A 22,094-nucleotide genomic window follows, 5' to 3' on the forward strand; every position below is an offset into this window, starting at 1 on the left:
TCACGTTGCAAGGGAACCCGGCCCTAACCGGCCACGAAGCTGCTTCGAAAGCGGGGCTTCATCCTGGGTTTGCTGAGAGAGAGGCATAGTAATGGCTAAAGTTATCGGTATCGACCTCGGGACCACCAATAGCTGCGTTGCAGTGATGGACGGCTCGAACCCAAAAGTGATCGAAAATGCCGAAGGCGCGCGCACCACGCCGTCGATGGTGGCATTTTCCAAGGATGGCGAGCGTCTCGTTGGCCAGCCGGCCAAGCGCCAGGCCGTCACCAATCCTGAAGGCACGCTGTTTGCCGTCAAGCGCCTGATCGGTCGTCGTTACGACGACAAGGTCGTGGGCAAGGACAAGAACCTGGTCCCGTTCAAAATCGTCGCCGCCGACAATGGCGATGCATGGGTGGAAGCCTCGGGAGAAAAGTATTCGCCCTCGCAGGTTTCGGCCATGATCCTGCAGAAAATGAAGGAAACCGCTGAGTCCTATCTCGGCGAGACTGTCACGCAGGCCGTCATCACGGTTCCGGCCTATTTCAACGATAGCCAGCGCCAGGCCACCAAGGATGCGGGCAAGATTGCCGGCCTTGAAGTGCTGCGCATCATCAACGAGCCCACCGCGGCCGCCCTGGCCTATGGCCTCGACAAGAAAAACTCCGGCACCATTGCGGTCTATGACCTTGGTGGCGGCACGTTCGACGTGTCGGTGCTGGAAATCGGCGACGGCGTGTTCGAAGTGAAGTCCACGAACGGCGATACGTTCCTGGGCGGCGAAGACTTTGACATGCGCCTGGTCGACTACTTTGCCGACGAGTTCAAGAAGGAGCAGGGCATCGACCTCCGCTCCGACAAGTTGGCTTTGCAGCGCCTCAAGGAAGCGGCCGAAAAGGCCAAGATCGAACTCTCCAGCTCGACCCAGACCGAAATCAACCTGCCCTTCATCACCGCCGATGCCTCGGGTCCGAAGCATCTGACGCTGAAGCTGAGCCGCTCGAAGTTCGAGTCGCTGGTCGACGACCTGATCCAGAAGACCGTTGAGCCCTGCAAGCAGGCGCTCAAGGATGCCGGCCTGACCGCAGCCCAGATCGACGAAGTCGTGCTGGTCGGCGGCATGAGCCGCATGCCCAAGGTGCAGGAAGTCGTCAAGCAGCTGTTCGGCAAGGAACCCCATAAGGGCGTGAACCCGGACGAAGTCGTGGCGCTCGGCGCTGCGATCCAGGCCGGCGTGCTGCAGGGCGACGTCAAGGACGTGCTGCTGCTCGACGTGACCCCGCTGAGCCTCGGCATCGAGACGCTGGGTGGCGTGTTCACCCGCCTGATCGATCGCAACACCACGATCCCGACCAAGAAGAGCCAGACGTTCTCGACGGCTGAGGATAGCCAGTCGGCCGTGACCATCCGGGTGTTCCAGGGTGAGCGCGAAATGGCGGCGAACAACAAGCTGCTGGGTAATTTCGATCTCGCCGGCATTCCGCCCGCACCGCGTGGCGTGCCGCAGATCGAAGTGACCTTCGACATCGACGCCAACGGCATCGTCAACGTTTCGGCCAAGGACAAGGGCACCGGCAAGGAGCAGCAGATCCGCATCCAGGCTTCGGGTGGCCTCAGCGACGCCGATATCGAAAAGATGGTGCAGGAAGCCGAGCAGAACGCCGAAGCCGACAAGAAGAAGCGCGAAGCCGTGGAAGCCAAGAACCAGGCTGAGAGCCTGGTTCACTCGACCGAAAAGTCGGTCAAGGAATATGGCGACAAGGTTTCGGCTGAAGACAAGGCTGCGATCGAAGCGGCTATCGTCGACCTGCGCGGCGTGCTTGACGGCGACGATGCCGAAGTGATCCGCGAGAAGACCGACGCATTGGCGCAAGCTTCGATGAAGCTGGGCGAGGCCATGTACAAGGCGTCCCAGGCTGAAGCCGAGGCCCAGGCCGCCGGCGATGCGGAAGACGACGATGATGACGTGGTCGACGCTGACTTCGAAGAGGTCAAGGACGACGACAACAAGAAGTCCGCATAAATCAAACAGGTTGCATGACGTAAGCCCGGGAGCGATCCCGGGCTTTTTTGTTGCCCGCGGCCGGCGGTTAACGAGAGGATAAGGGCGGCGTTAAAATTGCGAGGATTGTGAGCACGGAGGGCTTACGGGCGCCTGCTATCAAGGCTGGGCTTCGGGGGACGCGCCATGCTGGTTCTGGTTTTGCTGACATCAACGGTAGTTTTGACCTTCATGCCGGGGTGGCGCTCTTATCTCATGGGTCTGGCGATCGCGGGCGGGTTGCTGGCCTGGGCCTGCTGGCCGGTGCCGGTGGCGCTGAACTACGATACCGCCCTGCACGATTACATGGTGGCGATGGCGGCGCCGTTCTGTTGGCTGGCTTTTGTGATTGCCATGGTGGGGAAGATCGCCTGGCTGACCGGGACCATGCCGGCCTCCCGTTCGAGGAAGTCGGCGAGCCGTCCGCGTAAGTTGGGTGGGGGGAGCGTCGGCTCGTACGGGCCGCCTGCCTAACCATTCTTGGCGCCATTTCCCGCTCGGGCTCCCCCCACCCTGACCATCACCTCGCGGGGGAGGGGAGGCAGACTGATCGTACCAGTGTCGCCGTTCACCTTGACTTCCCCCCGATTCGCGTATTCCGCCTTTGTGTTAGCTAATTGTTGCAAACTGTCCTATGGTGGGGAATGAACATTCCAGACCCCAAAACCTTCACCGATCCCGAAAAACTGCGCAAGTTGATGGCCAATGCCGTCCGCCTGGGCTATCCCGATCTCGTTTTCAACTGCCAGCTGCGCATTGCCGAGCTGGTCGGCAATACCCATGAAAAGGGTATCGAGCGCGAATTCTGGACCGCCCTGAGCGCGGCCGAGGAATTCAATACCGCCATCAAGGGCAAGACTTCCAAGCTCACCAAGATCCGCGCCAAGCACAAGCGTGTCGGCGCCCAGAAGGTTCTGGCGGACGCCGCCATGGAGCCCGAAATGTCGGATGGCTTTGCCACCCTGGTCGAGCATGGCCGCGCGGACCTGTCGAGCGAAGCCATCGTGATGCGCAATGAAGAGCTGTTCAGCGTCGACGCGGTCAATGCGGTGCGCAAGAAGTTGATGGAGCACAATATCAGTGCCGAGGCACTAGAAGCGGCGTAGATCGAGTTCGAGCCATTGTCCGGGCCATTCGAGCATAGCTCTTATGGCCTTCTCGCCTAAAATCGATCCACCGGATCGATTTTCCCTGCGGGACGGCTTGAAGTGTTCCACGTGAATCATGATCCGACCCGGGAGCGATCCCGGGTTTTTTGTTGCCTGCGAAACGCTCTGCAGAACTGACAAATCCAGAAATAGGCCAGATCGCGCCCCAATGTGGGCCCATTATGGGGTTCGAAAGGGATGTCGCTGGGGGGCGGCACTAACGCACAGCGAGGCCACCATGGGCGACATTGCCAGCAATCCTGAATCGAGCGGCATTGGCCGGCTCGCCGAGCTGATCCACGGCAACCCGATGGACCGGCTCGATACCGATATGAAACTGGTGATCGAGGCGCTGGCGGAGCTGGGTGCGCGGCCGCTGGAGCAGAGCAGCCCCGACATGGCGCGGCGCCAGCCCAAGCTGATCGACGCCATCAGCGCCATCATGGCGCGGCAGGGCCGAGCGCCCAGCGACGATGGCGTGAGCACAGAGGACATCACCTACCAGGCAGCCGAGGACGAGTTGGCGGCGCGGGTTTACCGGCCGATTGGCCTCTTGAGCCGGCTCAACCCGATGATCGCCTACTTCCATGGTGGCGGTTTTGTCACCGGGGACCTCGATATGCACGATGCAACGGCGCGGGCGCTGGCGCGGCGGACCGGGGCCATCGTGGTTTCACTCGACTATCGGCTGGGACCCGAACACAAATTTCCGGCGGCGCATGAGGATGCTTATGCGGCCTGGCGCTGGCTGGTAGGCGCGGCGCGCGACCTGGGCGGCGATCCGCGGCGGATTGCGGTGGCCGGCGAGGACGCTGGAGCGAATCTGGCGCTGAACGTGGCGCTGATGGCGCGGGACGCCCGTCTCACCCAGCCATTGGCGCAATTGCTGATCCATCCGATTGCCGGCAGCGACATGAGCCGGCCCTCTTATGGCGAGACGCTGCGGGCGCGGCCGATCGGCATGCCGGGCATGCAGTGGCGGATGCGGCACGAACTGGAGGATCGCGAGCAGATGAGCGATCCGCGGATCGACCTGGCATCGCGCGAGGATTTGGCGGGCGTGGCGCCGGCGACGATCATCCTGGCGCAAATTGATCCTTTGCGCTCGGAAGGCGAGGCGCTGGCCGAAGCGCTGGAGGCGGCGGGCGTCAATGTCACCTGCACCGTGCATGAGGGGGTGACACAGGGCTTTTTCGGGCTGGGGTTGATCGTCACCAAGGCGCTGTTCGCCCAATCGGAAGCCGCCGAAGCGCTGAACCAGGCGTTTGGGCGCGGCCGTCGGAGCTGAAACCGCTCACCACAGTTGATGGCGCGGCCCTTGCTTGATATGGAGCGAGCGCTACTCATTTGGTCTGGCAAGCCTTGCTTCCCCTTGCGGGAAGCGGGCTTGATTGCCATCTAGGGGTTAGTTTCAGGTCTCTTCTAGTGAGGCGCTGGGTTTGGCGCGGTCCATGGCGATCGCGACGAGCTGGCGCCGGCATGGCTTTCGGAGAAAAATTCTTGGCCAAACGTGATTTCTACGAGGTGCTCGGCGTTGCCAAGGACGCCGATGATGCGGTGCTCAAAAGCGCCTATCGCAAGCTCGCGATGCAATATCACCCCGACCGCAATCACGGCGATAACGAAGCCGAAGGCAAGTTCAAGGAACTGAGCGAAGCGTACGAGACGCTCAAGGACGGCCAGAAGCGCGCCGCCTATGACCGGTTCGGGCATGCGGCCTTCGAGAATGGCGGGCGCGGTGCTGCCGGGGCCGCCGGTTTCGGGCCGGAGTTCACCTCCTCGATGTCCGATATTTTCGACGACATCTTTGGCGACTTCATGGGCGGCCGACGCGGTGGCGGCGGGCAGGGCGCGGCCAAGCTGCGCGGCAGCGACCTGCGCTACAATCTCGAAATTTCGCTGGAAGAAAGCTTTGCCGGGCAGACGGTCGAGATCGACGTGCCCACCTTGGTGTCCTGCACCACGTGCGACGGCAATGGCGCCAAGCCGGGCACCGGCACGCATACCTGCCGCCAGTGCAATGGCCATGGCAAGGTGCGCGCGGCGCAGGGGTTTTTCACCATCGAGCGGACCTGCCCGGTTTGCCAGGGCCGTGGCCAGATGATGGACCAGCCGTGCACCGATTGCGGTGGCCAGGGCCGTCGCCAGGAAAATCGCAAGCTGAGCGTCGATATCCCCAAGGGCATCGAGGACGGCACGCGCATCAGGCTGGCCAATGAGGGCGAGGCGGGATTGCGCGGCGGACCGCCGGGTGATCTCTACATTTTCATCTCGCTGCGGCCGCACGATCTGTTCCAGCGCGATGGAGCCGATCTCTATGCCCGCGTCCCGATCGCCATGGCGACGGCGGCACTGGGCGGGGAATTCGAAGTGCCGACGCTCGATGCGATGCGCGCCAAGGTCAAGGTTGCGGCGGGCACGCAGCCAGGCCAGCGCGTGCGGCTCAAGGGCAAGGGCATGCCGGTGCTGCGCAGCAAGGACACCGGCGATTTGTATGTGCAGCTCGATATCGAGACGCCGCAAAACCTGAGCCGCAAGCAGCGCGAATTGCTGGAAGAGTTCCAGCGGTTGACGACGGAAGAGACCAATCCGACCTCGGACGGGTTTTTTGCGAAGCTGAAGACGATGTTTGGGGCGTAAGCCCTTCACCTCTGCCTGGGGGAGAGGTTGGCGCGCAGCGACGGGTGAGCGGGCCTTCCCCAAACACCTCACCCGGTAAAGGCCCCCTCACCCGACCCGAAAGGGTCGACCTCTCCCCCCAAAGGGAGAGGTGAAGAGTCCCTCAGCTCGGCTGGACGAAACTCGGGTCCATCCACATGATTTCCCAGATGTGACCGTCGAGATCGGAAAACGCGCGGCTCATCATGAAGCCGTAGTCGTCGCCGGGGCGCGCCTGCGTGGCGCCGGCGGCGATGGCTTTATCGAACAGCGCGATGACGGCTTCCTTGCTGTCGCGGCTGAGCGCGATCAGCACTTCGCTGCTGGTATGGGCATCGGCGATGGTCTTGGGCGTGAACTGGGCGAATTTTTCATGCGTCAGCAGCATGGCGAAGATGTTTTCGTCGATCACCATGGCGGCGGCGGTCTCGTCGGTGAACTGCGCGTTGAAGGCGAAACCGAGCGCGCCGAAGAAGGTTTTGGACGCCTCGAGATGGCGGACCGGCAGGTTGACGAAGATGTTGGTGGCCATGGGTGCCTCCTCCGTTTTACTAAGGCATTTACTTAACTGTTTACGTCGCGACTGGCAAGCGCCCGCTCGCCCTTGCGGCGCGGCGCGGCGGCGGGCAGTGTTACCTCCTCACCAGGATGACGCTTCATGACCACCGCGCTTACGCTTTCCGGCTCGATCCGCAAGGGATCGCTGAACCAGATGTTGCAACGCCATATCGGCACGCAATTGGAGGCGGCCGGGGTCAAGGTCACCGCCATCACGCTGGCCGATTACGAATTGCCGGTCTTCAACGAGGACCTGGAAGCCGAGTATGTGCCCGAAGCGGCGGGCCAGTTGGCGGCGCTGTTCACCAGCCATGATATCGTGTTCTGGGCCAGCCCCGAATATAATGGCGGGCTGACGCCGCTGACGGTCAATACGCTGGCCTGGCTGAGCCGGCAGCGGCCCAGCCCGTTCCGCCACCCGGTATTCGGCATTGGCGGGGTGAGTACCGGTAAATATGGCACCATCTTTGGGCTAAGCCATCTGCGCGACAGCCTGAGCAAGATCGGCGCGCTGGTGGTGCCGACGCTGCTGGGCATCGGGCCGGCCGACGAGGCCTTCGATGCGGATGGCGCGCCGGTGGAGCCGGCGATCATCCGCAAGGTCGAGGCCATGGTGCATGAATTGACCCATTTCAGCCGGGGCTAATGGTTTATGCGCGCGCTCTATATCAGTCATCCGCAGGTCAGGATCGATCCCGAGGTGCCGGTGCCGCAATGGGGGTTGTCGGAGGTTGGGCGCGCCCGCGCGGAGGCGTTTGCGGCGCGTGGGCTGGTTCCGGCCGATGCGATGATCTTTGCCAGCGATGAACACAAGGCCGTGGAGCTGGCGGAGATGATTGCGCGCGGCGCGGCGGTAACGGTCGACGCGCAGATGGGCGAGAACGATCGCTCGGCGACGGGCTTTCTGCCGCCCGACCAGTTCGAGGAAACCGCCAATCGGTTCTTTGCCACCCCAATGGAGAGCGTGGATGGTTGGGAGCGGGCGATCGATGCGCAGCGGCGAATCATCGAAGCCGTCGCCGGGGCGATGGCTCGCGTGCAACCGGGACAGACCGCCGTATTCTGTGGGCATGGCGGCGTCGGTACGCTGCTCAAATGCTATCTGGGCGGGTGGTCCATTGCCCGTTCGGAAGACCAGAGCCGCTTGGCGAATCCGGGCGGCGGCAATGGCTATGCGTTCGACCTCATGGCGCGAAAACTCTATTGCGACTGGACGCCGATGGAAGACCTCACCGCCGCGCTGATCCAGGGCGCATAGTTGCCTTGGGTGGCCCGTTGTGCCAGTGAGACGCGATCCACAGGGAGAATCAAGCCATGGGCGGACAACTGATCGTTGGCCTCGACGTTTCCTCGCGCGCGGTTGCCGAAGCCATCGTGACGGCGCTGGGCGATGACGTGCAGTTCTACAAGATCGGATATCAGTGCTTCTACGGCGCGGACGGGTTCGCGCTGGGCAAGGATTTGATCGCGGCGGGCAAGCAGGTGTTCTTCGACCTCAAGCTGCTGGATATCGACAACACGGTGGAAAAAGGTGTGGCGGCGATCGCCGCGACCGGGGCGGCGATGCTGACCGTGCATGCCTATCCGCAATGCATGAGGGCGGCGATGCGCGGCGCCGCGGGATCGGATCTGACTGTGTTGGGCGTGTCGGTGCTGACCTCGATGGATGACGAGGACGTGGCCGAAGCCGGCTTCGCGCGCGACACGGCGGGGCTGGTGGCTCTACGGGCGCAACAAGCGCGCGACGCGGGCATTGGGGGGCTGGTAGCCTCGCCGCATGAGGCCGAGATGGTGCGCACCATCGTGGGGCCGAAACTGGCGATCGTGACGCCGGGTATCCGGCCGGCGGGCGCCGATCATGGCGATCAGAAGCGAGTGATGGGGCCGGCGGAAGCGCTGGCGGCGGGGGCGACGCATCTGGTGGTCGCGCGACCAATCATCCAGGCTGCCGATCCCGCAGCGGCGGCACGCGCGATCCTGGCGGAGATGGCGGGTGGAGTGCGGGTGGCCTAGGGGGCTCTTCACCTCTCCCTCTGGGGGAGAGGTCGGCTTGCGCAGCAAGACGGGTGAGGGGGCCTTCCCCCAACACCGCACCCGGTAAAGGCCCCCTCACCCGACCCAAAAGGGTCGACCTCTCCCCCGAAGGGAGAGGTGAAGAAGACCCCTCAATACGTATTCTTCAGCGGCTGGGTAAAAATCAGCTGGTTGCCGTCGGGGTCGCGGTAGATGGCGGTTTTGACGTAGTCGCCGATGCGCTTGCTGACGGGGGTGATGCCCAGGGGTTCGAGCGCCGCCACGTGCGCAGCCAGATCGTCGACAATCAGCGTCACCGAGGAGGCGCCGGCGCGGTCGGCATCGGTGAACACATGCACCCAGCCGCCGGTGGAGAATTTCCATTCGGCCACATCGGCCATGGGGCGCGCGTCGGCGCTGCGGCCGAACATCTGCTCGTACCAGGGCAGGGCGGTCGCCAAATTGTCGACGGCGACACCGGCCAGGGCATTGGTGATGGTCATAGGCAGTCCTTCATGCGGCAACACGACGCCGAGTCTAGCATGTGGCGAAGCTTCTTCTTACCCGCAAGTGTGGCTTGGTGTTGGCAAAGCACGCTGCTATAGCCGGAGCCGAATATTGCTAATCTGGAGACTTCGCCATGGCCGATCTCAAGGTGGTTATTGCCGGTGCGGGCGGGCGGATGGGCGCGGCCAATATTCGCGCCGTCGCCGCCCTGTCGGGACTGGCCGTGCATGGCGCGGTGGCGGGGAGCGGGCTGAGCCTGCATGCCGCCGTGGACCGGCCGGGTACGCCGGCCATCGGGCAGGATGCCGGGCTGTTCGCCGGGATCGGCGCGCTGGGCGTGACAATCAGCGACAATCTGGATGCGGCGCTGGTGGGCGCTGACGCGGTGATCGATTTCACCGCACCGGCCGCCAGCGTGGCGCTGGCGCAAAAGGCCGCCAAGCTGGGACTCGTTCATGTGATCGGCACGACCGGGTGTTCGGAAGGCGACGACGTGGCGATTGCCGAAGCGGGCAAAGCCGGCGCGACAATCGTCAAGTCGGGGAATTTCTCGATGGGCGTCAATGTGCTGGCGAGCCTGGTCAAGCAGGCGGCGGCTGTGCTGGCGCAGTACGATATCGAAATTCTCGAAATGCATCATGCCAAGAAAGTGGATGCGCCTTCGGGCACGGCGCTGCTGCTGGGGCATGCGGCCGCCGAGGGGCGGCAGATTAACCTGGCCTCGCATTCCGTGCGCGTGCGCGACGGCCATACCGGGCCGCGCGAAGAGGGCACGATCGGCTTTGCCACGCTGCGCGGCGGCACCGTGGTGGGCGATCACAGCGTGATCTTTGCCGGGCCATCGGAGCGGATCGAGCTCAACCACCGCGCCGAGGACCGCGCGATTTTTGCGCATGGCGCGGCTCGGGCTGCATTGTGGGCCAAGGACCAGGGGCCGGGCCTCTATTCCATGGCCGACGTGCTGGGGCTCTGAGCGATGAGCGCGCCGGCACACTGGATCGGCGTGGCGGCGCGGGGCCATGTGATGGTTGGCGTCGCCGAGGGGTTCGTGATGTTCGCGCATGGCAAGCATGGCGCGGTCAAGCAGGTGCAGCCGGGCGACTGGTTTGTTTATTACTCGCCGACGCAAACGCTGGGCAAGGCCGACGCCGTTCGGCGGTTCACCGCCATCGGGCAGGTGCTGGAGGGCGAGCCGGTGCAGATGCAAATGGGCATGGATGACACCGGCTGGCGGCGGGCGGCGCGGTTCCTCGACGCGCAGGAAGCCGATATCTATTTGCTGCTACCGCAGCTTTCCTTCGTGACCAACCCGGCCCATTGGGGCATGTACTTTCGCAAATCGCTGTTCAGGGTGGAGGCCGGCGATTTTGCGCTGATCGCCGAAGCCATGGGCGTGGGCGACCTTATCCACTAACGGAGCATTTTAGCATGACCGGCACCCTGATCCTCGTGCGCCACGGGGAAAGCGACTGGAACCTCAAGAACCTGTTCACCGGCTGGCGCAATCCGGACCTGACGGAAAAGGGGATCGGCGAGGCGCGAGCAACGGGCGTCAAGCTCAAGGCCAAGGGCTATGTGCCGGACGTGTATTTCACCTCCAACCTGCGCCGGGCCCAGCACACGCTGGACCTGATGCTGGAGGAAATGGGGATCACCGAGGTGACGATCACCCGTTCGCTCAAGCTCAACGAGCGCGATTATGGGGACCTGACCGGACTCAACAAGGACGATGCGCGCGTCAAATGGGGCGAGGAGCAGGTGCTGATCTGGCGCCGCTCGTTCGACGTGCCGCCGCCGGGTGGGGAGAGCCTGAAGGACACCGCGGCGCGCACGCTGCCGTATTACGAAAGCACGATCGTGCCGCTGCTGAAGGCGGGCAAGACCGTGCTGGTGGCGGCGCATGGCAATTCGCTGCGCTCCATCGTGATGGCGGTCGAAGGGCTGACGCCCGAGCAGATCCTCAAGCGGGAATTGGCCACCGGGGAACCGGTGGTTTACCAGATTGGCGCCGAGGGGCAGCTTGAGGGGCGGGTGGAGATTTAGGGCTTCACCTCGCCCTTTGGGGAGAGGTCGGCGCGCAGCGACGGGTGAGGGGGCCTTCCGCAGGCGCTCACCCAGCAAAGGCCCCCTCACCCGACCCAAGAGGGTCGACCTCTCCCCCAGAGGGGTGAAGTGTTCCACGTGAATCCTTAATGCGCGGCGGAGATGACGCCGGCTTCCCAGCCCAAAATCGCGCGCTTGCGGGGGACGCCCCAGTGGTAGCCCGTCAATGCGCCCGAAGTTCCCACCACGCGGTGGCAGGGCACCACGAAGGAGATCGGGTTCTTGCCCACGGCGGCGCCAACGGCGCGGGAGGCGGTGGGGCGGCCGATATCGTGGGCGACCTTGGCATAGGTTGTGGCGCAGCCAACGGGAATCTTGAGCAGGGTTTCCCAGACGCTGACCTCGAAATCGGTGCCGATCAGCACGACGCGCACGGGGCGATCCGCCGACCACTGCGCCGGATCGAACGACTGCGCGACCATCGGGGCGACACGCGCGTCGTCGCGGGTGAAGCGGGCATTGGGCCAGCGTTGGGCGAGGTCCTGGAACGCTTCCTCCACCGTGGTTTGGTCATCGGCGAAGCCGAGGCCGGACATGCCGTATTCGGTGGCGGTGACCACCGCCATGCCGAAGGGCGAGGGCGCGGCGCCCCAGATCATGTCGAGCCCGGCACCGCCGGCGCGGAAAATGCCAGGCGGCATGGCCTCGTAGGTCACGAACAGATCGTGCAGCCGTGAGGTCGAAGACAGGCCGACCTCGTAGGTGGTGTCGAGCACGCTCTGGCGATCGCGCAGCAGGAATTTAGCATGATCGAGCGCCACCGCCTGAGCAAAACTCTTGGGGCTGAGGCCGCACCAGCGGCGGAACAGGTCGGTCAGCTGCCGCTCGCTCAGGCCCATGGCGCGGGCAAAGCGGGGCAGGTCGAGCAGATCGGGGCCGTTCTCGCTGAGATAGCGGATGGCGGCCTGGATGGTCTCGTAATCGGTTTGGGGCGCGGCCGTGATCATCTGGTTCATCTGAACACCCATGGGCTTGTCATGGGGGATATCTAGGGGCGCGGGCGGGGGAATGCGACCCGGTTTTGACGACACAGGGGCCTAGCCGCGGGCCTTGCGCAGGGCGGTGCCGAAAGCCTTGGCGAGGCTGGATTTATCGTCCTGGGTGAGGAAGGCGCCGATCTCGGTTTCACCCTTGTTGGTGCGCAGGCGGAGCGCGGTGGTGCGCTCGTTGAAATCGCGGTCGATCACCAGGCGCACGGAATTGGGGTTGAACTGGGTCTTGGCGATGGCGCCCTTGGTGTCGGTGGCGATCAGTTCGAGCCGGTCGGACCACAGCGTCAACTGCTGGCGACGCTTCTCGCGCCGCATGGCGGTGCGCAGCGCAAACGCGATGGCAATGACGTCGAGCCCCATGAAAGCAACGACCGGCCAGGCGCCGAGGGAAAAGAAAATCAGCCCCGGCAATGCGGCCAAAGCCGCCAGCAGGACAATAACGATCCGCAGGCCGCGCGGGGTGAGCGAGCGGTGCGGCGTCAGTTCGGCCGCGAACAGCGGCGCAGTGGTGGTTGCTTGCATGGGCATTTGGTTCTCTTGTTCAGTATAGCCGCAGAATCACCGGAGAGAAAATGGCCAAGGGCAAAAAAGTGAAGCGGCTTCCCGCGGCCGATGTGGAGGCGATTTTCACGGCGTTCGAGCGCGACAATCCCGAACCCAAGGGGGAGCTGGACTATGTCAACGCCTTTACGCTGCTGGTCGCGGTGGTGTTATCGGCGCAGGCAACTGACGTGGGCGTGAACAAGGCGACCAAAAAACTGTTCGAACTGGCGCCGAGCCCCGCGGCGATGGTGGCGCTGGGACCGGAGCGGATCGAAGAGCTGGTCAAGACCATCGGGCTCTATCGCACCAAGGCCAAGAACGTGTTCGCGCTGAGCCAGCTGCTGATCGAGCGGCACAATGGCGAAGTGCCGGACCGACGCGAGGCGCTGGAGGCCCTGCCGGGGGTGGGGCGCAAGACCGCCAATGTGGTGCTCAATATTTTCTTCAAGCAGCCCACCATCGCGGTGGATACGCACCTGTTCCGGGTGGGCAACCGCACCGGGCTGGCGCCGGGGGACAATCCCTTGCAGGTGGAGGAAGCGCTGCTCAAGGCGGTGCCGGAGCATTATCTGCTGCATGCCCATCACTGGCTGATCCTGCACGGGCGTTATGTGTGCAAGGCGCGCAAGCCGGAGTGCTGGCGCTGCATTATTCGGGAGTGGTGCCGGTTCGAGCCGAAGACGCCGGCGCCGAAGGTGGCTTAAGTCTGATCGCCCGAGGGCTCGACGACGCCGCTCTATCGTCCTTCCCCCTTGAGGGGAGGGAGGCGGTTCGGTGGCCAGCCTAATATCCCCGTGCCATCGCCGCTGCGAAAATCGGAATCAGGATCAGCACGATAACCTGACCGTTGAGGAAGCGGCGGCTGGTGGCGATGTCGCCGGCCGGCGGCGTGAAGGCGGGGTTGGCCTTGAGGGCTCGTCCCCATTTGCCCAGCGCGAGAGTAGGCTGGATCGACAGCAGGCCGACGATGAGGAAGGCCAGCATCTTGCCCCAGAACATGTCGCTGGCGACGTAGAATTCCCAGCCCTTGCCGCCGAAGAACACCCGCAGTACGCCGATGACGATGACCACCATGGCGGCGACGCCATAAAGTTTATCGACGCTGGCGAGCTGGCTCAGGCGCGGACCCGACAGGCCGGGGCGGAGCAGCACGAACTCGGCGGCAATGATCCCCACCAGGGTGAAGACCGCGAGATGGTGGAGAATGGCGAAGGTCAGGTCGAGATCGAGCATTTGTGTCTCCGGTCGGCTTGCGTCGGGCTGGCGTCATGTTAACAGTGGCCACATAAATAGGGAAAGATGTGAGCAGTGTCAACTTCGCCGATTTCGGGCCGATATCATCATGGCGACCTGCGGCGGGCCCTGCTGGAAGCCGCCATGGACATGCTGGAGGCCGAGGGCGCAGCGGGACTTGGCCTGCGCGAGCTGGCGCGCCTGGTGGGCGTATCGGCGGCGGCGCCGTACCGGCATTTCGACAGCAAGACCTCGCTGCTGGAGGCACTGGCCATTACCGGATATCAGCGGTTCAGCAAGATGATGGGTGAAGCCGAACGCGATAGTCCCCCGGAGCGTCGCATCGCCATGATGGGGCAGGCCTACGTGAATTTCGCGCTGGCCAATCCGAACCTGTTCCGCCTGATGTTTTCGCCCGAGCTCAAGCGCGACAACCGTCCCGGGCTGCGCATGGCGGCCGATGCGGCCTTCGATACGCTTCGTGCCGTCACCGCGGCCCTGCCGGAGGGTGACAAGAGGATTGGGGCGCTCAAGGCCTGGGCACAGGTGCACGGGCTGGCGGTGCTGCTGCTCGACGGGCAGATCGCGCTCCGGCCCGACGAGGATATCGGGGCGCTGATCGCGGCGGTACTGGCCGACAAAACCGGCTGGGGCGGCGCATAATCGTTGCGCGCCACCGGGCGTTCCGTTACATCGGCCCGGTCCCAATATCATCTTGAGCGAGCCCCAATGGCCCAGTCCCGCTTCGACGTCCTGACCATCGGCAATGCGATCGTCGATATCATCGCACCGGCCAAAGCGGGATTTATCGAAGCCGAGGGGATGAAAAAGGGCATCATGCACCTGATCGACGCCGACCGGGCGCTCGACCTTTACGCGCGGATGCCGGCCGACAAGCAGCAGATTTCGGGCGGCAGCGCGGCCAATACGGCAGCGGGCGTCGCCTCGCTGGGGGGCCGGGCGGCCTTCGTGGGCAAGGTGGCAGACGACGCGCTGGGCGATTTCTTCGAGCAGGACTTTCATGCCATCGGCGTGCATTACGCCACCACGCGGCTGATCCATGGCGCGCCCACTGCGCGCTCGATGATCTTCGTGTCGGAGGACGATGGCGAGCGCACCATGAACACCTATCTGGGCGCCTGCCAGCAACTGACCGAAGTCGACATCATCGAGGACGAAATCGGCGGCGCCGAAATCACCTACATGGAGGGCTTTCTGTGGGACCCGCAGGAGGCCAAGAAGGCTTTCGTGCTGGCGGCCCATTATGCCCACAAGCACGAGCGCGCCGCCGCGTTTACGCTGAGCGATCCGTTCTGCGTCGACCGTTATCGCGACGAGTTCCTGGACCTGATGCGCTCCAAGACCATGGACCATGTTTACGCCAATGTGCATGAGCTGAAGTCGCTGTATCAGACCCAGGACCTGGGCGAGGCCGTGCGGCAGATCGCCAAGGATTGCGAACTTGCGGCGATCACCATGGGCGCCGATGGGGCCATGGTAATCTGCGATGGCGAGGTGACCTCGGTGCCGGCGTTCCCGATCGACAAGGTGGTGGATGCGACCGGGGCGGGCGATCTGTTCGCGGCAGGATTTTTGCTGGGCATGGCGCGCGGGCAGACACTGGAAAGCGCGCTCAAGACCGGGTGCCTGTCGGCAAGCGAAGTAATTTCCCACGTCGGGGCGCGGCCGCAGTTGGATCTGGCTGGTCTGGCGCGCGAGCATGGGCTGGCGCAGGCGCTGGACGGTTAGAATACGGAAGCCCTAGCGCACTCGATCTGCCTCCCTCCCCCTTGAGGGGAGGGATTGAGGGTGGGGGTGTCGCGGATTGGACGATCGCGATGAGACGGGGTTGGCGGAACGTCCGACACCTCCACCCCGGCGCTCCCCTCGAGGGGGAGGGGGAAGGAAGCTACACCCCGAGCGCCTTCTTGGTCTGCTCGAACGACGCGGCGCTATCGCCAATCGGCTTGTATTCCAGCCCGGCGAAACCCTCATAGCCATTGTCGACCAGCCAGTGCACCGCGCCGGCCAGGTCCAGTCCACCCGTGCCGGGCTGGTTGCGACCGGGATGATCGGCGATGTGCAGGTGCACGACGCGATCGACGTGGCCGGCCACGACCTGCTGAGGAACTTCGTCCATCACCATGGAATGGTAGAGGTCGTAGGTCAGCCCGATTTCGGGACGGTTGACGGCGTTGACAATGCCGAGGCCCTCGGCGGTCGAGGACAGATAGTAGCCCTTGTGGTCGACACGGGTATTGAGCGGTTCCAGCCCAAGGCGCAGGCCGGATCCTTTGAGCACATCGGCGGAGCCGGCCATGGCGGCGATCAGCGCATCATGCTGGCTGGCGCGAGAAACACCGGATAGTTCGGGACCGCCCTGGGCGATCAGCATTTTGGCGCCGAGGCGCAGGGCGACATCGCGGCTTTGGGCGAGGCCATCGAAGAAGCGCTGGTGATCGGTGATGCGGGTCAGCTCGGCAAAGGGCTCGGCGACGATGCCGGCCAGGGTCAGGCCGGTTTCGCCCAAGGCGTCCTCGATGGCGTCGAGGTTCTTGTTTGACCAGAGCCAGAATTCCACCGCGTCAAAACCGGCGGCCTTGGCGAGGCGGATGCGCTGGGCCGGATCGGGGCTTTCGGGCACGAACAGCATGTCGATGCAGGCGGAGTAGCGCATTTTGGTTTCCCTCTTTCGGCCGCCGCTTGCTGCAACGTGCCGACTCCCTGTTTCGCGACGCTTTAGACGCGACGCAATTTTACATCCTCGATGGAGTGGCTTTTGCCCTTCTTGAGGATCAGATCGGCGCGGCCGCGGGTGGGCACAACGTTCTGTTGCAGGTTGGGCAGGTTGATGGTCTCCCAGACCATTTTGCCAAAGGCGCCGGCCTCGTCCTTGCTCATCTCGGCAAAGCGGCGGAAGAACGAGGTGGGGTCGCGGAACGCCGTCTCGCGGAGTTGGAAGAACCGCTCCATGAACCAGGCTTCCAAATCCTCGTCATCGGCGTCGATATAGATCGAGAAATCGATGAAGTCGGAGGCGAAGAGGATGGGCTTGCCGGTCTTGGGCAGCTCGCCCGGCTGCAGGATGTTCAGCCCCTCGACGATCAGGATATCGGGGCGGTCGATCACCACTTGCTGGTCGGGGACGATGTCGTAGACCAGGTGGGAATAGACCGGCGCGGCGACCTGGGCCTTGCCCGATTTGATATCGGCGAGGAACTGCACGAAGCGGCCGCGGTCGTAGCTTTCGGGGAAGCCCTTGCGCTCCATGATGTTGCGTTCGGTGAGGACCGCATTGGGCAGCAGGAAGCCGTCGGTGGTGACCAGATCGACCTTGGGGCTGGAGGGCCAGCGCTGGAGCAAAGCGCGCAGGATACGCGCGGTGGTCGATTTTCCGACCGCCACCGAGCCGGCGACGCCGATGATGAAGGGCACCTTCTGGTCGGGCGTATCGAGAAAGCGGGTGGAAATGTTGTGCAGGCCCTGCACGGCCTCGACGTAGAACGAGAGCAGGCGCGTCAGCGGCAGGTAGACCTCTTCGGCCTCGTGCAGCGAAATCGGATCGCTGAGGGTGCGCAGGCGCTTGATGTCATCGGCGTTGAGCGTCATCGGCTCGTCGGCGCGCAGGGCCGACCATTGGGCCTTGGTGAAGCTATGATAGGGGGCGAGGACCGAGCGGCGCTTGGTCATCAGGACGGTTTCCGCGATGCTTTTTCGGCAAGGCCGGATTGGGCCTGGCGCGATTCGAGTTCGCTCATCACGGCGCTCAGCGGCACCTCGGCGGCGCGCAGCAACACCAGCAGGTGGAACAGCACGTCGCCGGCCTCCTTGGCCAATTCGGGCTTATTGGCGGTGACGCCGGCAATGACCGCTTCGGTGGCTTCCTCGCCGAGCTTTTGCGCGCACTTTTCGACGCCGCGCGAAATCAGCTTGGCGGTGTAGCTCTCCTCGGGAGAGGCAGCCGCGCGCAGGGCGATGCGGGCATCAAGGTCGTCGAGGGTGAAGGGCATGCGGAGGCTCCCACTGTTCGAGGGGCTTAGAGCAAACTTTGATGCTGGAGTCACCTAGAAGAGCCCCGATCTGATCCCTTCCCCTGAGGGGAGGGGAAGGGGGAATTGCTAGGCGGCACGATCCATACGAACCGGGATGCCGTGATCGGCGAGATACTGCTTGGCCTGGGGGATGGTGTAGGTGCCGAAGTGGAAAATGGACGCGGCCAGCACGGCGCTGGCATGGCCTTCGAGTACGCCTTCGACCAGGTGATCTAGATTGCCGACGCCGCCCGAGGCGACAACCGGGACATTGACGGCATCGGTGATGGCGCGCGTCAGGGCGATATCGAAGCCGGACTTGGTGCCGTCGCGATCCATCGAGGTGACCAGCAGTTCCCCAGCGCCCAGCTCGACCATGCGGACGGCAAATTCGACCGCGTCGAGGCCCGAGGCGTTGCGGCCCCCATGGGTGTAGATTTCCCACTCGGAGCGGTTATCACCACCGACGCGCCGGTCGAGCCGCTGCTTGGCATCGACCGAAACGACGATGCATTGATTGCCGAACTTGTCGGCGGCGCGGGCGATGAAGTTCGGATCGTTGACCGCCGACGAATTGATCGAGACCTTGTCGGCCCCCGAGAGCAGGAGCTTGCGGATATCCTCCAGCGTGCGAATGCCGCCGCCGACAGTGACGGGCATGAAGCAGTGTTCCGCAGTGCGAGCCACGACGTCGAAAATGGTGTCTCGGCCCTCATGGCTGGCGGCGATATCAAGGAAGCACAATTCGTCGGCGCCGGCCGCGTCATAGGCGATGGCGGCTTCCACCGGATCGCCGGCATCGATCAGGTCGACAAACTGCACGCCCTTGACCACGCGGCCGTCCTTGACGTCGAGGCAGGGGATGAGGCGGGTCTTGAGGGTCACGGAGAAAAGTCCTTGTTTGACGACCAAGATAGGGACGAAGTGGCGGCGATGCCAGTCAGGGGGAAGGCTTGTTGTGGCGGCCCCAGGCGAGGCGGTGGATGGTGACGACGATGCCCCAGACGATCAGCGCGCCCATGCCCAGCGGCGCCGTAACGATGAGCAGGATGCCGAGGCCGCTATCGGCCACCATCAGGAAAAACGGCGCGATGGTGAAGGCCAGGATAAAGATGAGGGCCGTCCAATAGACCCACCAGGGAAAACGGCTCTGGTGGATCGGCTCGATCATGCGGCGGCTTTCAGCAGGGCCAGTGCTTCACGTGAATCAATGCGTCCGTCATAAAGCGCGCGGCCCGAGATGGCGCCTTCGAGCTTGCGGTATTTCGGATCGGCGAGGGTGGCGATATCGGCCATCGAGGCGAGGCCGCCCGAAGCGATTACCGGGATAGCGGTGGCCTCGGCGAGCGCGAGCGTGGCGTCCCAGTTGATGCCTGCGAGAATGCCGTCGCGGTCGATATCGGTATAGATAATGGCGGCGACGCCGGCGCCTTCGAAGCGCTTGGCGAGTTCGATCACTGACAGCTCGGAGGTTTCGGCCCAACCTTCGACGGCCACCATGCCGGCGCGGGCGTCGATGCCGACGGCGATCTGGCCGGGGTATTTTTGGGCGGCTTCGCGGACCAGGGCGGGCTCGCGCACGGCGACGGTGCCGAGGATGACGCGGGACACACCCTTGGCAAGCCAGGCATCGATATGGGCCATGGTCCGAATGCCGCCACCGAGCTGAACGGGGAATTTCACCGCGCCGATGATGGCTTCGACGGCAGCACCGTTGACGCTTTCGCCCGCGAAGGCGCCGTTGAGGTCGACGACGTGCAGATATTCAAAACCCTGGTCCTCGAACAGCTTGGCCTGGGCGGCGGGGCTGTCGTTGAACACGGTGGCCTGGTTCATGTCGCCCAGCTTGAGGCGCACGCACTGGCCGTCCTTGAGATCGATGGCGGGGAAGAGGATCATGGGGTCCAGGTCAGGAAATTGGAGATGAGGGCCAGGCCAAGCGCCTGGCTTTTTTCGGGGTGGAACTGCGTGCCGAAAATATTGTCGCGGCCGACGATGGCGGTGACGGGCCCGCCGTAATCGGTGGTGGCGATGGTCAGGCCGGGCCGGTCGGTGTGCAGGTGATAGGAGTGCACGAAATAGGCGTGCAGGCCCTCGGGGATCCCGGCGAGCAGCGCATGGGCCTTCTGGATGGCCAGTGTGTTCCAGCCCATGTGCGGAATCTTGAGGCTTGGGTTGGACGGGGTCAGGTGGACCACCGCGCCCTCTATCCAGCCGAGGCCGGGCGTGATGGCCTTTTCGCGGCCCTCGGTGGCGAGCAATTGCATGCCGACGCAGATGCCGAGGAAGGGCGTGCCGGCTCGAATGACGCGCTCTTCCAGCACGTCGCGCATGCCGGGGACGGCATTGAGGCCGGCGGCGCAATCGGCAAAGGCGCCGACGCCGGGCAGCACGATGCGATCAGCAACGCGGACTTTTTCAGGGTCTGCGGTAACGAGAATCCCGGGGGGATTATCCATGAGCGCGGCCTGGCGCTCGAAGGCGTTGGCGGCGCTGCGCAGATTGCCCGAGCCGTAATCGATGATGGTAACGAGGCTCATTTGGATTCCAACCAGGACAGGGTCGCAAGATCGGGGGCGGCGGCGACAAGGTCGCCATGATGGGTCCAGCCGCGATGAGTGAGCGCATGACGGCGCAGGCCGGGGGCGGCAAAGCCGATCCAGAGAGCGAAGAGGATGTAGAGCCAGAAGGTCGCGGCGCCGCCGAGGACGCTGGCCGCAAAGCCGAGCGCGATGACGGCGACGATGTAGGCGATCAGCGGGAGCCAGAGGCCGTGGACCAGCGCGAAGACGGGCGGCAGCAGGAAGGCCAGCCAGGAGAATTTTTCCGGGATGGCGGCTGGGGCGGCGAACTGGCGGGTGTAGATGGCGAAGAGGGTCATGGCGGCTCCACGCGGCAAGGCCGGATCAGGTGCACTTAAGACATATTGAGCGGCGTTGGAAGGGTTGGCCGCCGCACGGGTGCCTTGTGCTTTGACAGGCAGGCCATCACCGGCGCTTCTCGCGGGTGATGGCCCGCGGATCAAGTCCGCGGGAAGGACGGTGGGTGGGTCAAGCTTTAGAGCGTGCCCTTGGTGGAGGGGATGCGGTCGGCCTGGCGGGGATCGATCTCGACGGCGTCGCGCAAGGCGCGAGCGACGGCCTTGAACATCGACTCGGCCAGATGGTGGTTATTGTCGAAGTAGAAGTTTTCGAGGTGCAGCGTGATGCCGGCATTCATGGCGAAAGCCTGGAAGAATTCGCGGAACAGCTCGGTATCCATCTCACCGATCTTGGGGGCGGAAAAGGCGGCGCGGAACACCAAAAATGGCCGGCCGGAGACGTCCACGGCGGCGCGGGTGAGCGTGCCATCCATCGGCAGGTCGGAGGAGGCGTAGCGGCGGATGCCCTTCTTGTCGCCGAGCGCCTTGAGAAAGGCCTGGCCCAGGGCAATGCCAACGTCTTCTGCCGTGTGGTGGAAATCGATATGCAGGTCGCCCTTGGCGGCCACGGTCATGTCGATCAGCGAGTGGCGCGAGAGCTGGTCGAGCATGTGATCGAAAAAGCCGATGCCGGTCGCCATGGAATGGGTGCCGGTGCCGTCGAGATTGAGCGAGACGGAAATCTGGGTCTCGTTGGTCGTACGGGCAATGGTGGCGGTGCGCATGGCTGGTCTCCGGAATTCGGGCTCACTAGCAGATAGGCATGCAGGCGTGAAGATCAGGTTAGAGCCGCCACGCCCGGCAATGGCCACATTCGCCGGGCGATCTGGGCGCCCATCGTTTCGGAGATCGCCATGCGCCTACCTGCCGCCGTCGCCCTTGCCGCCCTGTCGCTGACACTGCCGGCCGCCGCCCAATCCAGTCGCGTCGCCTGTGAGATGGCACCGCAAGCCGCTTTGGAGCAGAGCCTGGGGGCGCCTGGGCAAATCGTCGAGCGGGTCGACCAGGACGGTATTTCGTTGTGCAAGTGGCAGGCGGGGGATGGCCTTATCGTCAAGCTGCATTCCATCACAGCGGCCAGCCAGGGCATCTCCGGTGGTACGCCGCTGGAGTATTTCGAGCAGCATGAAGCCGACCGTATCGCCAATGTGGGCGCCGCCAATATCACGACGCTGGAGGGGCCATGGCAGTCGGCACAGATCATCGATGTCACTACGGAGCCCAATCCCCAGCAGTTCTACAGCATCACCTTCCTCAACAAGGACGACACCGTGACGGTGGAGACCTATGGCATGCCCAAGCAAAGTGCCGTGGATCTGGCCGAGGCCGTCGCCGGGGCCATGTAGTAGGGCCACATTGCATTCC

General features: G+C 64.0%; 29 protein-coding genes. 15 read left to right on the plus strand and 14 right to left on the minus strand.

Features of this window, described 5'->3' with window-relative positions:
* Window positions 1–91 precede the first annotated feature (91 nt).
* The 5 genes from dnaK to dnaJ all read left to right on the plus strand — a co-directional run bounded on the left by dnaK (window position 92) and on the right by dnaJ (window position 5,811).
* On the plus strand, window positions 92–2,005 hold the full coding sequence (gene dnaK, locus ABIB57_RS07880) for a molecular chaperone DnaK (protein WP_354039760.1): 1,914 nt from the start codon (window positions 92–94) through the stop codon (window positions 2,003–2,005).
* 165 nt (window positions 2,006–2,170) lie between these two features.
* Window positions 2,171–2,497, plus strand: a complete 327-nt coding sequence (locus tag ABIB57_RS07885; RefSeq protein WP_354039762.1) for a hypothetical protein — start codon at window positions 2,171–2,173, stop codon at window positions 2,495–2,497.
* A 170-nt stretch (window positions 2,498–2,667) separates the two neighbouring features.
* Window positions 2,668–3,129 (plus strand): hypothetical protein, encoded by a 462-nt coding sequence (locus ABIB57_RS07890; protein WP_354039764.1) that lies wholly within the window; start codon window positions 2,668–2,670, stop codon window positions 3,127–3,129.
* Window positions 3,130–3,409: 280 nt separating this feature from the next.
* Window positions 3,410–4,459, plus strand: a complete 1,050-nt coding sequence (locus tag ABIB57_RS07895) for an alpha/beta hydrolase (RefSeq protein ID WP_354039766.1) — start codon at window positions 3,410–3,412, stop codon at window positions 4,457–4,459.
* A 212-nt stretch (window positions 4,460–4,671) separates the two neighbouring features.
* Window positions 4,672–5,811: a molecular chaperone DnaJ gene (gene dnaJ, locus ABIB57_RS07900; protein WP_354039767.1), complete on the plus strand. Its 1,140-nt coding sequence runs from the start codon at window positions 4,672–4,674 to the stop codon at window positions 5,809–5,811.
* 142 nt (window positions 5,812–5,953) lie between these two features.
* Here dnaJ and ABIB57_RS07905 read toward each other — a convergent pair whose 3' ends face one another.
* A complete protein-coding gene (locus ABIB57_RS07905; RefSeq protein ID WP_354039769.1) occupies window positions 5,954–6,361 on the minus strand; it encodes a VOC family protein in 408 nt (135 codons plus the stop codon).
* Window positions 6,362–6,487: 126 nt separating this feature from the next.
* Between ABIB57_RS07905 and ABIB57_RS07910 the strand changes: the two genes are divergently transcribed.
* The 3 genes from ABIB57_RS07910 to pyrF are packed head-to-tail and all read left to right on the plus strand — an operon-like array spanning window position 6,488 to window position 8,400.
* Entirely contained in the window at window positions 6,488–7,033 is a 546-nt protein-coding gene (locus ABIB57_RS07910; protein WP_354039771.1) for an NADPH-dependent FMN reductase, read from the plus strand.
* 6 nt (window positions 7,034–7,039) lie between these two features.
* Window positions 7,040–7,645, plus strand: a complete 606-nt coding sequence (locus tag ABIB57_RS07915; RefSeq protein WP_354039772.1) for a histidine phosphatase family protein — start codon at window positions 7,040–7,042, stop codon at window positions 7,643–7,645.
* Between the two features lie 56 nt (window positions 7,646–7,701).
* Entirely contained in the window at window positions 7,702–8,400 is a 699-nt protein-coding gene (gene pyrF, locus ABIB57_RS07920; RefSeq protein ID WP_354039774.1) for an orotidine-5'-phosphate decarboxylase, read from the plus strand.
* A 152-nt stretch (window positions 8,401–8,552) separates the two neighbouring features.
* Here pyrF and ABIB57_RS07925 read toward each other — a convergent pair whose 3' ends face one another.
* On the minus strand, window positions 8,553–8,903 hold the full coding sequence (locus ABIB57_RS07925) for a VOC family protein (RefSeq protein WP_354039776.1): 351 nt from the start codon (window positions 8,901–8,903) through the stop codon (window positions 8,553–8,555).
* Window positions 8,904–9,040: 137 nt separating this feature from the next.
* Between ABIB57_RS07925 and dapB the strand changes: the two genes are divergently transcribed.
* Genes dapB through ABIB57_RS07940 form a run of 3 tightly spaced genes read left to right on the plus strand, consistent with a single transcriptional unit; the run spans window position 9,041 to window position 10,950 of the window.
* The gene (gene dapB, locus ABIB57_RS07930; protein ID WP_354039778.1) at window positions 9,041–9,880 is read left to right on the plus strand and encodes a 4-hydroxy-tetrahydrodipicolinate reductase; all 840 of its coding nucleotides are present in this window, start codon (window positions 9,041–9,043) and stop codon (window positions 9,878–9,880) included.
* Between the two features lie 3 nt (window positions 9,881–9,883).
* The gene (locus ABIB57_RS07935; protein ID WP_354039780.1) at window positions 9,884–10,321 is read left to right on the plus strand and encodes an EVE domain-containing protein; all 438 of its coding nucleotides are present in this window, start codon (window positions 9,884–9,886) and stop codon (window positions 10,319–10,321) included.
* Between the two features lie 14 nt (window positions 10,322–10,335).
* Window positions 10,336–10,950 carry a 2,3-bisphosphoglycerate-dependent phosphoglycerate mutase gene (locus ABIB57_RS07940; protein WP_354039781.1) on the plus strand — a complete coding sequence of 205 codons (615 nt, stop codon included), beginning with the start codon at window positions 10,336–10,338 and terminating at the stop codon, window positions 10,948–10,950.
* A 146-nt stretch (window positions 10,951–11,096) separates the two neighbouring features.
* Here the strand turns inward: ABIB57_RS07940 and ABIB57_RS07945 are convergent, their stop codons facing one another.
* Together ABIB57_RS07945 and ABIB57_RS07950 are read right to left on the minus strand one after the other, a co-directional pair.
* Entirely contained in the window at window positions 11,097–11,966 is an 870-nt protein-coding gene (locus ABIB57_RS07945) for a methylated-DNA--[protein]-cysteine S-methyltransferase (RefSeq protein WP_354039783.1), read from the minus strand.
* A gap of 81 nt (window positions 11,967–12,047) precedes the next feature.
* Complete coding sequence (locus ABIB57_RS07950; protein WP_354039785.1) at window positions 12,048–12,530, minus strand: DUF2244 domain-containing protein; 483 nt, start codon at window positions 12,528–12,530, stop codon at window positions 12,048–12,050.
* 44 nt (window positions 12,531–12,574) lie between these two features.
* On the opposite strand from ABIB57_RS07950, the gene nth reads away from it, so the two are divergent.
* Complete coding sequence (nth, locus tag ABIB57_RS07955; RefSeq protein WP_354039787.1) at window positions 12,575–13,249, plus strand: endonuclease III; 675 nt, start codon at window positions 12,575–12,577, stop codon at window positions 13,247–13,249.
* Between the two features lie 79 nt (window positions 13,250–13,328).
* Here the strand turns inward: nth and ABIB57_RS07960 are convergent, their stop codons facing one another.
* Window positions 13,329–13,778 carry a DUF2214 family protein gene (locus ABIB57_RS07960; protein ID WP_354039789.1) on the minus strand — a complete coding sequence of 150 codons (450 nt, stop codon included), beginning with the start codon at window positions 13,776–13,778 and terminating at the stop codon, window positions 13,329–13,331.
* A 75-nt stretch (window positions 13,779–13,853) separates the two neighbouring features.
* Here ABIB57_RS07960 and ABIB57_RS07965 point away from each other — a divergent pair, with 75 nt between their 5' ends.
* Complete coding sequence (locus ABIB57_RS07965) at window positions 13,854–14,441, plus strand: TetR/AcrR family transcriptional regulator (protein WP_354039791.1); 588 nt, start codon at window positions 13,854–13,856, stop codon at window positions 14,439–14,441.
* 66 nt (window positions 14,442–14,507) lie between these two features.
* On the plus strand, window positions 14,508–15,527 hold the full coding sequence (locus ABIB57_RS07970; RefSeq protein WP_354039793.1) for an adenosine kinase: 1,020 nt from the start codon (window positions 14,508–14,510) through the stop codon (window positions 15,525–15,527).
* A 160-nt stretch (window positions 15,528–15,687) separates the two neighbouring features.
* Here the strand turns inward: ABIB57_RS07970 and ABIB57_RS07975 are convergent, their stop codons facing one another.
* From ABIB57_RS07975 to hisB, 9 genes are all read right to left on the minus strand, one after another.
* A complete protein-coding gene (locus ABIB57_RS07975; RefSeq protein ID WP_354039795.1) occupies window positions 15,688–16,455 on the minus strand; it encodes a TIM barrel protein in 768 nt (255 codons plus the stop codon).
* Between the two features lie 62 nt (window positions 16,456–16,517).
* Entirely contained in the window at window positions 16,518–17,468 is a 951-nt protein-coding gene (coaA, locus tag ABIB57_RS07980) for a type I pantothenate kinase (protein ID WP_354039797.1), read from the minus strand.
* Window positions 17,468–17,788, minus strand: coding sequence for a phosphoribosyl-ATP diphosphatase (locus ABIB57_RS07985; RefSeq protein ID WP_354039799.1), 321 nt, complete (start codon window positions 17,786–17,788; stop codon window positions 17,468–17,470). The genes coaA and ABIB57_RS07985 overlap by 1 nt, the downstream gene beginning before the upstream one ends.
* A 108-nt stretch (window positions 17,789–17,896) precedes the next feature.
* Window positions 17,897–18,694, minus strand: coding sequence for an imidazole glycerol phosphate synthase subunit HisF (gene hisF / locus ABIB57_RS07990; RefSeq protein ID WP_354039801.1), 798 nt, complete (start codon window positions 18,692–18,694; stop codon window positions 17,897–17,899).
* A 55-nt stretch (window positions 18,695–18,749) separates the two neighbouring features.
* Window positions 18,750–18,980 (minus strand): hypothetical protein, encoded by a 231-nt coding sequence (locus ABIB57_RS07995; protein WP_354039803.1) that lies wholly within the window; start codon window positions 18,978–18,980, stop codon window positions 18,750–18,752.
* Window positions 18,977–19,708: a 1-(5-phosphoribosyl)-5-[(5-phosphoribosylamino)methylideneamino]imidazole-4-carboxamide isomerase gene (gene hisA, locus ABIB57_RS08000; RefSeq protein WP_354039804.1), complete on the minus strand. Its 732-nt coding sequence runs from the start codon at window positions 19,706–19,708 to the stop codon at window positions 18,977–18,979. Before hisA ends, ABIB57_RS07995 begins: the two co-directional genes overlap by 4 nt.
* Window positions 19,705–20,349 carry an imidazole glycerol phosphate synthase subunit HisH gene (hisH, locus tag ABIB57_RS08005; RefSeq protein ID WP_354039805.1) on the minus strand — a complete coding sequence of 215 codons (645 nt, stop codon included), beginning with the start codon at window positions 20,347–20,349 and terminating at the stop codon, window positions 19,705–19,707. Before hisH ends, hisA begins: the two co-directional genes overlap by 4 nt.
* Entirely contained in the window at window positions 20,346–20,690 is a 345-nt protein-coding gene (locus ABIB57_RS08010; protein ID WP_354039807.1) for a DUF2628 domain-containing protein, read from the minus strand. The genes hisH and ABIB57_RS08010 overlap by 4 nt, the downstream gene beginning before the upstream one ends.
* Before the next feature lie 176 nt (window positions 20,691–20,866).
* Window positions 20,867–21,454: an imidazoleglycerol-phosphate dehydratase HisB gene (hisB, locus tag ABIB57_RS08015; RefSeq protein WP_354039809.1), complete on the minus strand. Its 588-nt coding sequence runs from the start codon at window positions 21,452–21,454 to the stop codon at window positions 20,867–20,869.
* Between the two features lie 129 nt (window positions 21,455–21,583).
* Between hisB and ABIB57_RS08020 the strand changes: the two genes are divergently transcribed.
* The gene (locus ABIB57_RS08020; protein WP_354039811.1) at window positions 21,584–22,075 is read left to right on the plus strand and encodes a hypothetical protein; all 492 of its coding nucleotides are present in this window, start codon (window positions 21,584–21,586) and stop codon (window positions 22,073–22,075) included.
* Window positions 22,076–22,094 lie beyond the last annotated feature (19 nt).

The organism is Devosia sp. UYZn731 (assembly GCF_040546795.1).
Classification (GTDB): Bacteria; Pseudomonadota; Alphaproteobacteria; order Rhizobiales; family Devosiaceae; genus Devosia.

Coding starts and splice junctions, on each gene's coding strand:
- dnaK (WP_354039760.1), top strand. CDS start 92: ATGGCTAAAGTTATCGGTATCGACCTCGGGACCACCAATAGCTGCGTT.
- ABIB57_RS07885 (WP_354039762.1), top strand. CDS start 2,171: ATGCTGGTTCTGGTTTTGCTGACATCAACGGTAGTTTTGACCTTCATG.
- ABIB57_RS07890 (WP_354039764.1), top strand. CDS start 2,668: ATGAACATTCCAGACCCCAAAACCTTCACCGATCCCGAAAAACTGCGC.
- ABIB57_RS07895 (WP_354039766.1), top strand. CDS start 3,410: ATGGGCGACATTGCCAGCAATCCTGAATCGAGCGGCATTGGCCGGCTC.
- ABIB57_RS07905 (WP_354039769.1), bottom strand. CDS start 6,361: ATGGCCACCAACATCTTCGTCAACCTGCCGGTCCGCCATCTCGAGGCG.
- ABIB57_RS07910 (WP_354039771.1), top strand. CDS start 6,488: ATGACCACCGCGCTTACGCTTTCCGGCTCGATCCGCAAGGGATCGCTG.
- ABIB57_RS07915 (WP_354039772.1), top strand. CDS start 7,040: ATGCGCGCGCTCTATATCAGTCATCCGCAGGTCAGGATCGATCCCGAG.
- pyrF (WP_354039774.1), top strand. CDS start 7,702: ATGGGCGGACAACTGATCGTTGGCCTCGACGTTTCCTCGCGCGCGGTT.
- ABIB57_RS07925 (WP_354039776.1), bottom strand. CDS start 8,903: ATGACCATCACCAATGCCCTGGCCGGTGTCGCCGTCGACAATTTGGCG.
- dapB (WP_354039778.1), top strand. CDS start 9,041: ATGGCCGATCTCAAGGTGGTTATTGCCGGTGCGGGCGGGCGGATGGGC.
- ABIB57_RS07935 (WP_354039780.1), top strand. CDS start 9,884: ATGAGCGCGCCGGCACACTGGATCGGCGTGGCGGCGCGGGGCCATGTG.
- ABIB57_RS07940 (WP_354039781.1), top strand. CDS start 10,336: ATGACCGGCACCCTGATCCTCGTGCGCCACGGGGAAAGCGACTGGAAC.
- ABIB57_RS07945 (WP_354039783.1), bottom strand. CDS start 11,966: ATGAACCAGATGATCACGGCCGCGCCCCAAACCGATTACGAGACCATC.
- ABIB57_RS07950 (WP_354039785.1), bottom strand. CDS start 12,530: ATGCCCATGCAAGCAACCACCACTGCGCCGCTGTTCGCGGCCGAACTG.
- nth (WP_354039787.1), top strand. CDS start 12,575: ATGGCCAAGGGCAAAAAAGTGAAGCGGCTTCCCGCGGCCGATGTGGAG.
- ABIB57_RS07960 (WP_354039789.1), bottom strand. CDS start 13,778: ATGCTCGATCTCGACCTGACCTTCGCCATTCTCCACCATCTCGCGGTC.
- ABIB57_RS07970 (WP_354039793.1), top strand. CDS start 14,508: ATGGCCCAGTCCCGCTTCGACGTCCTGACCATCGGCAATGCGATCGTC.
- ABIB57_RS07975 (WP_354039795.1), bottom strand. CDS start 16,455: ATGCGCTACTCCGCCTGCATCGACATGCTGTTCGTGCCCGAAAGCCCC.
- coaA (WP_354039797.1), bottom strand. CDS start 17,468: ATGACCAAGCGCCGCTCGGTCCTCGCCCCCTATCATAGCTTCACCAAG.
- ABIB57_RS07985 (WP_354039799.1), bottom strand. CDS start 17,788: ATGCCCTTCACCCTCGACGACCTTGATGCCCGCATCGCCCTGCGCGCG.
- ABIB57_RS07995 (WP_354039803.1), bottom strand. CDS start 18,980: ATGATCGAGCCGATCCACCAGAGCCGTTTTCCCTGGTGGGTCTATTGG.
- hisA (WP_354039804.1), bottom strand. CDS start 19,708: ATGATCCTCTTCCCCGCCATCGATCTCAAGGACGGCCAGTGCGTGCGC.
- hisH (WP_354039805.1), bottom strand. CDS start 20,349: ATGAGCCTCGTTACCATCATCGATTACGGCTCGGGCAATCTGCGCAGC.
- ABIB57_RS08010 (WP_354039807.1), bottom strand. CDS start 20,690: ATGACCCTCTTCGCCATCTACACCCGCCAGTTCGCCGCCCCAGCCGCC.
- hisB (WP_354039809.1), bottom strand. CDS start 21,454: ATGCGCACCGCCACCATTGCCCGTACGACCAACGAGACCCAGATTTCC.
- ABIB57_RS08020 (WP_354039811.1), top strand. CDS start 21,584: ATGCGCCTACCTGCCGCCGTCGCCCTTGCCGCCCTGTCGCTGACACTG.